The sequence below is a fragment of the Hoylesella timonensis 4401737 = DSM 22865 = JCM 15640 genome, assembly GCF_000455445.1.
Classification (GTDB): Bacteria; Bacteroidota; Bacteroidia; order Bacteroidales; family Bacteroidaceae; genus Prevotella; species Prevotella timonensis.
This window is the reverse complement of the sequence record NZ_HG417104.1, coordinates 32,966-44,197: the sequence shown is the minus strand read 5'-3', so window position 1 is coordinate 44,197 and position 11,232 is coordinate 32,966. Positions and strand designations below refer to the sequence as shown.

At 44.3% G+C, this 11,232-nt stretch carries 3 protein-coding genes and 1 pseudogene; all 4 read left to right on the top strand.

Going from position 1 to position 11,232, the window contains the following annotated elements; genetic code table 11:
• Positions 1–24 precede the first annotated feature (24 nt).
• The gene (locus tag BN35_RS14230) at positions 25–7,824 is read left to right on the top strand and encodes a toxin TcdB middle/N-terminal domain-containing protein (protein WP_052328486.1); all 7,800 of its coding nucleotides are present in this window, start codon (positions 25–27) and stop codon (positions 7,822–7,824) included.
• Entirely contained in the window at positions 7,821–8,231 is a 411-nt protein-coding gene (locus tag BN35_RS12160; RefSeq protein ID WP_025073133.1) for an energy transducer TonB, read from the top strand. The genes BN35_RS14230 and BN35_RS12160 overlap by 4 nt, the downstream gene beginning before the upstream one ends.
• A 671-nt stretch (positions 8,232–8,902) precedes the next feature.
• A pseudogene (locus BN35_RS13345) lies at positions 8,903–10,081 on the top strand (RHS repeat domain-containing protein); the annotation flags it as partial.
• Between the two features lie 718 nt (positions 10,082–10,799).
• The coding region (locus tag BN35_RS13970; protein ID WP_044071570.1) for a hypothetical protein at positions 10,800–11,232 on the top strand (433 nt) is incomplete at its 3' end.

The window sequence follows — 11,232 nt, the reverse complement described above, 5'->3', positions numbered from 1 at the left end:
TTCCTCACCTCTTCCAACAGGCTGTTGGAGAAGATAGTAGTCAACTTCCAAGGTTCCGTACTCAGAAGCTACACCTTTGCTTACAAAGAAGGTGCTTTCCATAAGGACATCCTTACAGGTGTGAAACACCTTGATGATGCGGGAGCGGAGGTTTCCTATCAGAACTTCGACTACTATGACGACGTACAGTCCGACAAAGGGTATGTACCATTTAAAAATAAACAAGAGGTTTGGAACACGCAGGATGACAATCTTAATGCCAGTTTCATCACACCATTTAATCCATTTGATGTATTCTCAAATCTTACTACAGCCTTAGGCGGAAGCTCCTCTTGGTCCGCAGGAGGAGGTCTGTATGCAGGTGTAGGGCCTGATGATGACAGTCCATTTTCTAGTAACACGATAGGTGGAACATTCGGATATAACTATAATAAGGCCAATGGTCTATCTACGATGGTGGACATTAACGGAGACGGACTGCTTGACAAGGTGTTCCGTAATGGATCGTTTCTATTTTATCGTCCACAGATACGTATAGGCAACAAGACTATTTATGGGAAGCGCATACGCATTGTTGGTGTTTCTGGATTTTCAAAGACGGTTAGCAACACATTCTCTGGTGGCGTATCTGCAAAAGTAGGGTTTAGTCCTGCAGTGGCAACACTCGGGAGAGACTATGAACGTACAACTACGAAGATTACACAATATCTTTCCGATATCAACGGAGACGGCTTGGTAGACCTTGTCTCAGACGGTAAAGTTTATTTTAACCATATCGTATTTGATAAGTCAGGCAATAGCATTCCTATCTTTACCCTCAAAAGTGCAGATACGCCAAGTCCTATTATATACGACCCAAAGAATATCGACACTTCTGTCGGAAAGGTTGATCCCGAAGAGCAGGCAGAACTGCTTAGGAATTCTCCGATGGTGGATATGGTCAGGGTGTGGGTTGCTCCAAGAGATGGAAATATTTCTATAAATGGAGCCGTACAGCTTGTTATACCCTCGGGGGATTATGATGAAGAGGAATATTCCAAGTCTGATGGTGTTCGAGTCTCCATACAAAAAGGTGGCACGGAACTGTGGAGCAGAGACATTGCCAAGGGAGATGCTGCCACCCACTCAGCTGAAGTTTCTTCCATCAACATTCATAAAGGAGAGAAGATTTATTTCCGTGTACAGTCTGGTAAGGAGAAAATGAGCAACGGTGCGTTTGACCTTGTAGATTGGTCACCAAAAATCACCTATCAAGGAAAGGATTATACAACACCGGAAGGTTTTTCTTCTGTGACATACCAACCACAGGAGGGTGCTATATACATGGTTTCGTCTCCTGCACAGACAGAGAATGCCGCTTCCCAAATTAATGTAACAGGAAAGCTCGTCAAACCATTGACATCAGATGATCTGACGATAAAAGTCTTTGGCGTAAAAGAGAATGCGAGTGATGCAGGACGTGAACTTTATTCACGGACGTTTGGCTGGAATCAGGCGTATAATGATAACTTGAATTTCACTGTTCCTAATTCTGCAGGATATAAGACGTTTCGTTTCGAGATGTCCTCAACCTCTAATCTTAAGTGGGCAGACATCCAATGGAAGCCCATCGTCCAATATGCAGATTCCTTGGGAGAGACACAGTCCTTCCAAGCTGGAGCAGGAGTAAAGATGTATGCCAACCACCTTCTTTATGCTGAGCCATACAAAGTTAGTCCAAGTGACAGCGTGCTGATTGTTAAACCAGAACTCGTCTTTCTTCCAATGACAGAATACACTGGTTCTCTGAGCATGACGGCGAGAACGGAAGGACACCTTTTGAGCAAGCGTTTGGTAAATGTAAATAATAGTGTGGTAGAGGATGCTACTTTGTTGATGGATGTTCGAAATATCGGTAACACGCCTATATGGGTGGAATTTTTCTCGGAGGATATCAACCTGAAGGACAGGTTACTCACTGCATCTGTGAAGGTTTCTTCTTCGGCAACACCAACTGCACAGCAGACCATACCAGTCAATGTCTACTCACTTTTGGACAACGAAGGTTTTGGCCCTCTCTATAGAGGTTGGGGAGGATTCGCATATAATACGGCTGAAAATGACAGGTATGCCTCTGCGATAGATGAATCTCTATTAACACTACCTCATGACAAAGATCAGAAGATAGACCCCTTGACGCTTGTATTCACACCGCTTGCCGTGAATACCTCATCACTTGACAGGTGGATAGGACAAAGACAGGAGATATTCCTTACGGATCACAGTATGGGAGCTGCCCGCTTGACGGAACAGGATGTGAAGATGACGAATCCGTTTGATAATATGGCTTCTGTAGAAACTGAGACGTCAGATTGTGCACAGGGTACGGGAGCACTGGCTATCAGCCAAAAAGTTGTAAGTAAGAACACTACGACCCAAACGGGTTTCTCTTTCCTGACAAAGAATGAAAGCACGGGACAGGCTATTACCAAGGCAACGATGATTGACATGAATGGTGACGGATATCCAGACATCGTCCAAAACGAAGCTATCCTGTATACCAATACCCTTGGCGGTATCAGCGGAGAAAAGCTACAAGGGATAGGAAATATCGTTAGTAAAAATGAGGGGTCAGCAGTCGGTGTTGGTAGTGCTCCAATAGTATCCCTGTCCATGACCATAGCCCAAGCCGCAGGCTGGACGAAAACCGCCTCAAATATTAAATCCATAAGCGATGCTTTGGGAGGACTGTCCGTCTCCATGAGCAAGCCCAAGAATCGTGATTGGAGCGAGGAGAGCTTTACAGATGTGAACGGTGATGGGCTCCCAGACAAAATCCTTAGTGATAATACTGTAAGATTAAATCTTGGTTATGCCTTTACAGACCCTGTGGACTGGCAGATTGATGCCGTTCAAACTGGAGAGGGAACCTCACGCAATTTAGGTGGAGGAGCATCTTCCAAAGAGAAGGATATTGCGCAGAAGGCCAAGTTTTTCGACAAGGCTTCCAGTAGTTTTTCTGGTGGACTTAGTATCGTGACCACGACAAATGGTGAGCAGTATAACTTGATGGACGTCAATGCTGACGGACTGCCCGATAAGGTAAAAAAGAATAATGGCACACTTTCGGTTTCGTTGAACTTAGGGAATGGATTTGCCGATCCTATCCTATGGAAAGGAGCTTCATCGCTCTCTGAGACAGCCTCCACCTCGGAATCTGGCAACGTGGCATTTACCGTGAACTTTACACCGAAAATAATTCCAGTTAAGGTTACTCTCAATCCCAACGGGTCACTCGGTCACAGCATCAACCGTACGCACTATTCGCTACAGGATGTAGATGGTGACGGCTATCTCGACATATTGGAATCAGACAAGGAAAGTGAGTTGAAGGTTACTCGCTCTGCCATCGGCAGGACAAACATGCTCAAGAGTGTGACTAACTCCCTCGGAGGTACCTTCACACTCGACTATCAGCACAGTGCGCCAACCTATGGGCTTCCCGGTGGTAAGTGGGTGATGTCTTCCGTGACCGTTGATGATGGTATCCACGACGACGGGCCACTCATGAAGACTCTCTTCACTTATTCCAATGGTCAGAAGGACCGCCACGAGCGAGAGTTCCTCGGTTTTGGTAAGGTCATCACGAAGAATATTGACACTGAGAAAGGCGACAGTGTCATCTATCGTCAGGCTGTACAGCTCTATGACGTGTCCACCTACTACACACAGGGCAACCAGCTCAGTGCCTCCGTGGAGGATGCCAATGGCAAGAAATATACCGAGACGAAGAACGTATACGATGGCTACTACCTCACTGCCAGCGGTGACAAGTACACCTTTACCAAGCAGCAGAAACTCTGCAGCGACCGTGCATCAGCATTTGTCCCACTGCGCTATACTGCCAATAAGCAGTATGAGGGACAGGCAAGCGGCATCACCACCTCTGAAGCTTGGAACGAGTATTACCTCACGGGTTATCATGGAGAACTCAAATCCTATAAGTTCAGCGACAAAGGCACATTGGGTGAAGAAGGTACTGGGGCGTTCGATTACCAGACCGCCATTCAGTATGCTTCCAACGAGGGCAAGCACATCATCGGTCTGCCTACCGACGTCATCGTGACGGGAGGAGACGGCAAGACATACCACCACGTATCGGCGAAGTACGACATGAACTATGCCAACCACCTTACACAGATTAGTCAACAGTTAGGAAATAGTACTGCCGTTTCAGACTATACCTACGACGGTTACGGTAACATCACCAAAACTACGCTTCCTGCCAATGCCAAGGGGCAGCGCATGTGGTACAGCTACCGCTACGAACCGGTGATGAACATGTATGTCTCCCGCATTGATGATGCCTTCGGCTACAGCAGCGAAGCTGGCAACTTCGACTACCGCTATGGCATGGCTTTGCGCCGTACAGACCTCAACCGACTCAACTATGAGACCGACCTCGACAACCTTGGGCGCATCAAGGCGGTTCGTGGTCCTAACGAATTGGCAACAGGCGTACCTTATGTCATTGCCTTCGACTATCAGCCCAAGGCTACTTTTGGCACTCAGGGCATCACAGCGCCTGCTTACGCAGTGACGAAGCATTACGACATACAGCACCCAAGCGATGATATGGAGACCGTCACCTTCGTGGACGGCTTCGGGCGTCCCGTTCAAGTGAAGAAAGACGGTGTGGTAACGACAGCTGCCAAGGGCAGTGTTCCGAAAGACGAGACCGTGATGATTGTCAGCGGACGAAATATCTATGACGCTTTCGGTCGTGTGACGAAGGCTTACTACCCCGTGACCGAAACAGTGGGCAAAAAGACAGCTTTCAACAAGGCATTTGACAACGTGTCGCCAACCGTAACGGTTTATGACGTGCTCGACCGTGCCATGAAAGTAACGCTTCCCGATAATACCGAGACCAAGACTGAATACTCTACCGATGCGGGCAGCAACACCCTCAAGACACTCGTTACCGATGCTCTCGGCGGCAAACAGGCTACCTACACCAACGGCAGCGGCAAGACCGTGAAGACCGAGCAACTCAGCGGACCCGACGGAACGATTACCACCTCCTTCGAGTATGATGGTATCGACCGCCTCGTCAAGGTAACCGATACCGAGGGCAACGTCACGACATCCGTCTATGACATGGGCGACCGCCGCACGGAGGTGAACCATCCTGCCAGTGGTATTACCACCTTTACCTACGACAATCTCGGCAATGTACTCACCAAGCAGACTGCCAACCTTAAAAAGGAGGGCAAGACCATCAACTATGAGTACGATTACGGACGATTGACGGCTATCAACTACCCTGACCATCCAGAAAACAACGTGAAGTACCACTACGGCGGTATCAACTCTTCTTACAATCGCATCGGACGTTTGACGCTACGCGAGGACGGCAGTGGTGCTATCGAGTATTACTACGGCAATTTGGGTGAGGTGTTGAAAACTGTGCGTACGCTGATTGTGCCTAATCAAGCAGTGGCAACCTACATTACACAGTGGAAGTATGACAGCCACAATCGCCTCTTGGAAATGATTTATCCCGATGAGGAGAAGGTAACCTACGGCTACAACCTCGGTGGACAGGTAGAGAAGGTCAGTGGCTATAAAACTACCCATTACGACTATGTCAGCAAGATTGGCTACGACAAGTTCGAGCAGCGCACTTATCTCAAATACTGTAACGGAGCGGAAACCTTCTACTCCTATGACCCACAGCGTCGCAGACTGCAGAACCTTGCAGTCAATGCAGGTGGCAAGACCATCATGGACAATGCCTACGGTTATGACGTGATGAGCAATGTGTTATCGGTTGTCAATAAAGCGGCAATTCCTGAAAAAGGCAAGGCAGGCGGACAGATGAGCCACAGCTATACTTATGACCCACTGTATCGTCTAAGCACAGCCAGTGGAACGTACAAAGGTGCGGACAATAAGACGGCATCTTACACCCTTGCCATGGGCTATGACAACATGCACCGCATCACAAGCAAGAAGCAGCACCTCACGCAAAGTAACGTACAGTTCAACGGTTCGCTCAACGCAGGCTATAACCTCACCTACACATACAATAATGATGAGGGCAAGAAGTTCCAACTGGCCAGTGTTCGTGACATCAACTACCGCACGGAAGAAACCCCGACGGACAGCACGAACATCAACAACGGACACAAGTACACCTATGATGCCAACGGAAACCTTGTCTACATCAACACCAGCCGTGTAAAGCATGATGGCAAGGAAGATGAAAAGGCAACCGAGCAGAAGTACAAGTGGGACGAAGAAAACCGACTCCTTGCAGCCGATGAGAATGGCTTTGTGAGCAACTATTGGTATGATGCCGACGGTGAGCGCACGGTGAAGACTAGTGGTGAGAACGAAGCCATCTATGTGAACTCCGAGTTCTCAGGTGGCAATACTGGTACAGCACGCTTTTCGCTCTATGTCAGCCCATACCTCGTGGCAGGGCAAGGTGGCAAGTACACCAAGCACATTTACATTGGGTCACAAAGAATCGTCAGCAAACTTGGCGACTTGGCAAGTTATGGCGCAGACCCAAGACGCATTCCTTATGCAGGCGATGAAGCTGACGGTGTATCCGTAGACTACAAGGCAAAATATAGTCAGCAACTACAATCCATCAAGGACAACTACAAAACGTTTGACTTGCCTTATTCTGGAAAGGACAATAACGACTATGTAAACGGTCAAGGCTTCTGCTGCAACGATGGTACGCCAGAGGCTTCTCAAGCAAGGGCGATGAATGCCAACACACGTGCTGCTGTAGATAATAATTTCCATGACAAGGATGCGTACGAGAAGATGCAGTTCTACTATCATCCCGACCACTTGGGCAGCAGTAGCTACATCACCAACTTGGACGGAGAAGTATCGCAGCACATCGAATATGTGCCGTTCGGTGAAGTATTCCTTGAAGAACGCAACAATACGTGGAATACCCCTTACCTCTTCAATGCCAAGGAGTTTGATGAGGAGACGGGGTTGTACTACTATGGTGCGAGGTACTATGAGCCGAGATTGAGTCTGTGGATGAGTACGGATCCGATGGAAGAAAAATATCCGGCGACAAGTTCCTATTGCTTCGTAGCAAATAACCCTATTAAATATTTTGATTTGGATGGCTTACAATTATGGGTTGCTAATAATGAAGCTATGAGTCTTTTATTACATACCTTAGCACCTGAAGATCGAGGGTATGTGGTAAGAGATAAAAATGGATTTATAGATTCTAAAATACTAACAGAAGGTGTAAAACATTCTGTTTCTAATAGTGAAAATTTAAAGTCATTGCAAAAAATTGTCGCTGATCCAGATAACACTGTTCGATTGTATGGATTAGTAGAACAATATGATTTTTTATCGGTTAACAATGAAAAAAAGACTAAGATTTTTGAAGCTCCGAATAGACAGAATCTATATCGAGAACTAATGGAGGGTTTTAGTGGAGATGAATCTATGAAGGCCAAATACAGTGAAACTTTAATACAACAGGGAATTGTAGACGAATATGAATTAACAGGAAATCTCGGTGCAACTTTACGTCCCAAAAGGTTAACAAATGTTTTTCCCGCAGGACAAATGTCCATGTCTAATGATGTCGAAATATACATAAGTTGTAAAGGTACTACAACCTTGGAGCAAGTTAAAACACTTGGACATGAACTATATGGTCATACTCTGTTTGGAATTAGCGGATTAGATCCAAGACATGGAGGAAATACTGGACGACCTGATGGTAATCCTACTTTGGAAAAGCAAATAATTAAATCTGAAATGGAATCAGAAAAGAATTGTAATCAATGAGAAGTATTCTTCTTTTATTTATCTCACTAGTAGTAGGCGGTTGCTCCTGCAGTCAACTGTCTACTACTGTGTGTAGCATTGATAGTATTGCTGTGTACATAAATGATACGTTATATATAGCAAAACCATTTGTATCGAAAGATATATCAAAGGAAATAAACAATAAATTTAATTGGTCAAATATACCCAATAATGATCTTGAATGGAGAGGAAAGGTCTATATAGAATTTACTCTGACCCAAACAGGTAGATGTATAGACATTAAGATTTTAACAAGAACTAATAGCAAGTATATTGACACAGAAATAGTTCGATGTATAAGAAGAATAAAATATAATATCCGTTATCGTTCCAAACATAAGGTTAAAGTTTTTGCGATTGTTGATTTACAAGGAGGTCTTGGATAATTTATCATTATGGTATCAAAGAGAAAATAGATAATGCCCCAAATTAGGTATTGTGAAAATAAGGTACTGATTATTAATGCTATCTGACAAAATGAAAAGTGTGAAGGCTGGAATTAACGCTTTGCTTTCGCATTATTTCCGACATTACAGCATAAGCACATGAGCAAAGATATTTTTTGGGTACTTTAAGCTCCAGATTGGAAGTTATCAAAATTAAAAGAACAACAAATATGGCACGCAAACGACAAGTCACAATAGTGATAGATAACTGTATGACATTAAAACAGCAAGAATATGGCAAACAGACCGTTAGTCCATATATAGATTGCTTGAACTTACCCATACAAGGGTAACAGGCAATACCCTTATAAGGGTGTTCATCATTACCCTTATATGGGTATCAAAAGCCGTAAGCAATAAACAGAAAAAACATCGTTACATAAGTGATAACCATAAACAATTAAAGAGTATGATAGAATTTGAAGTAAAATCAAAGACGTAGCCCATCGGCAAGCGCAAAGGGCATTCAGAACAATGCTCCACTCTCGCAGAGCGGCAAGGCAGGCGGACAGATGAGCCATAGTTATACTTATGACCCATTGTACCGTTTGTCAAGTGCAATAGGTACTTATAGGGGAACGGACAATAAGACGGCTTCTTACACCCTTGCCATGGGCTATGACAACATGCACCGCATCACAAGCAAGAAGCAGCACCTCACGCAAAGTAACGTACAGTTCAACGGTACTCTCAATGCAGGCTATGACCTCACCTACACATACAATAGTGATGAGGGCAAGAAGTTCCAACTCGACAATGTTCGTGATATCAACTACCGCACGGAAGAAACTCCTACGGACAGTACGAATATCAACAACGGACACAAGTACGAGTATGATCTCAACGGAAACCTTATCTATATCAACACCTCTCGTGTAAAGAAAGACGGCAAGGAAGACGCCAAGGCAAGTGAGCAGAAGTATCGTTGGGACGAGGAGAATCGCTTGTTGGCAGTGGATGAAAACGGTTTTGTAAGCAACTATTAGTATGATGCCGATGGTGAGCGCACGGTGAAGACCTCAGGCGAGAACGAAGCCATCTATGTGAACTCCGAGTTCTCTGGTGGTAACACTGGTACGGCAAGGTTCAGTCTCTATGTCAGCCCATATCTCGTTGCAGGGCAAGGTGGCAAGTACACCAAGCATATCTATGTTGGCTCGCAGCGTATTGTCAGCAAGCTTGGCGACCTTGCAAGTTATGGTGCAGACCCAAGACGCATTCCTTATGCAGGCAATGAGGCAGATGGCTTGACCATCAATTACAAGGACAAGTATGCACAGCAGCTGCAATCTATCAAGAACAACTATAAGACGTTTGACCTCCCTTATACAGGTCAGGACAATGACGATTATGTAAACGGTCAGGGCTTCTGCTGCAACGACGGCACGTTGGAGGCGGCACAGGCAAGGGCAATGGCACGCACAAGGGCTGCAAACGATAATTTCCACGATAAGGATAATTATGAAAAGATGCAGTTCTACTACCATCCTGACCATTTGGGCAGCAGTAGCTACATCACCAACCTTGACGGCGAAGTATCGCAGCATATCGAATACGTTCCATTTGGAGAAGTATTCATAGAAGAACGCAACAATACGTGGAACACGCCGTACCTCTTCAATGCCAAGGAGTTTGACGAGGAAACAGGTATGTACTACTATGGTGCAAGATACTATGAACCGAGGTTGAGTCTGTGGATAAGCACCGATCCTTTAGAGGAAGAGAGTCCCATTATCACAACATATGGATTCTGTCATAACAATCCCCTTATTTTAATCGATCCAGATGGAATGGGAGATTACTTTAATGAAAAGGGAGTATGGTTAGGTTCGGATGGGATGAATGATAAAAAGGTTTATTCAGCTCAAAGTGTTACTAAGTCAAAAAGAGGATTAGTTAATGATGCAAAAGATGCAAAATTGTTAGGTATATCTTACGATAAGTTTGTCCGGCAAGCATCTGCCGTCTATGGGGAGAGTAGTGCATACCTCGTTCGAAATAAAACAGACGAGCCGAGTGATGAAATGATGAAAGAAATGTATGCAATTGCAAGTGTACATCAGAGAAACTCCAAAGCTTATGGTGTAAATTCGGATCCTGCTAAAGACTTTCGTAAAAAAGATGAAAATCAAAGAAATGAATTACCTCTTATGCGAACAGCAATAGCAGCAGAAATTAATGCATTGTTGGGCGGCAGAGATTACAGCAATGGAGCAACTATGTGGGATGGTGCAGAACAAGCCCAATTCTCTTTAGATGACACGCGTAGAAGTACTGGACGTTTCGAAATTCATATGAACACTATGGGATGGAAAATCTCCAATGAACATTATGCGAAATGGAAGAAAAATGTTGGAAAATCTTTTAAAGCACCTCAAACTCGCGTTGCTCCAATGTATCTTGGTGGTGAGAAAAAACGTAATATGAATGCTGGAAAAACAAGATTAAAATCAACAGCTGTATACGGAAGAACTATTTTTTGGAAAGAAACTAAATAAAAGATTAATAATGAGATTTTGTGCTATATTGATACTTTCTGTGATTTCAATTCTAAATAGTTTAGAATTGAAATCACAAACTGTTGTAAAAATTTTAAGCAATGGTTGTAAGGTAGAGAGAAGTTTATTTCTAAACGAAAAAAAAATCGGGGTGTATAATAAACGAGGTAGATTGGTTAAATTGTCCGCAGATGATATCAAATATCAAAAGATATTTTTAGATCAATCTTATAGCCTGATTGATTATGGAATAATTCTAAAATATCCCGAGGTCATATATAAAGATGCGTGTATTATTGCTGATATTTTGTCAAGTTATGACCCAAGCGAAATCTTATCGTTTACAAAGCCTATAGGGGAGCGAAAAAAGATTTCTATACAAGATATCAATAAGTATTACACGTATCTTGATGCCAGTGTTGACTATGTATTTAGTATTAACC

Excerpts from the sequence above, each read along its gene's own strand:
- BN35_RS12160 (WP_025073133.1), top strand. The coding sequence starts at position 7,821 with ATGAGAAGTATTCTTCTTTTATTTATCTCACTAGTAGTAGGCGGTTGC.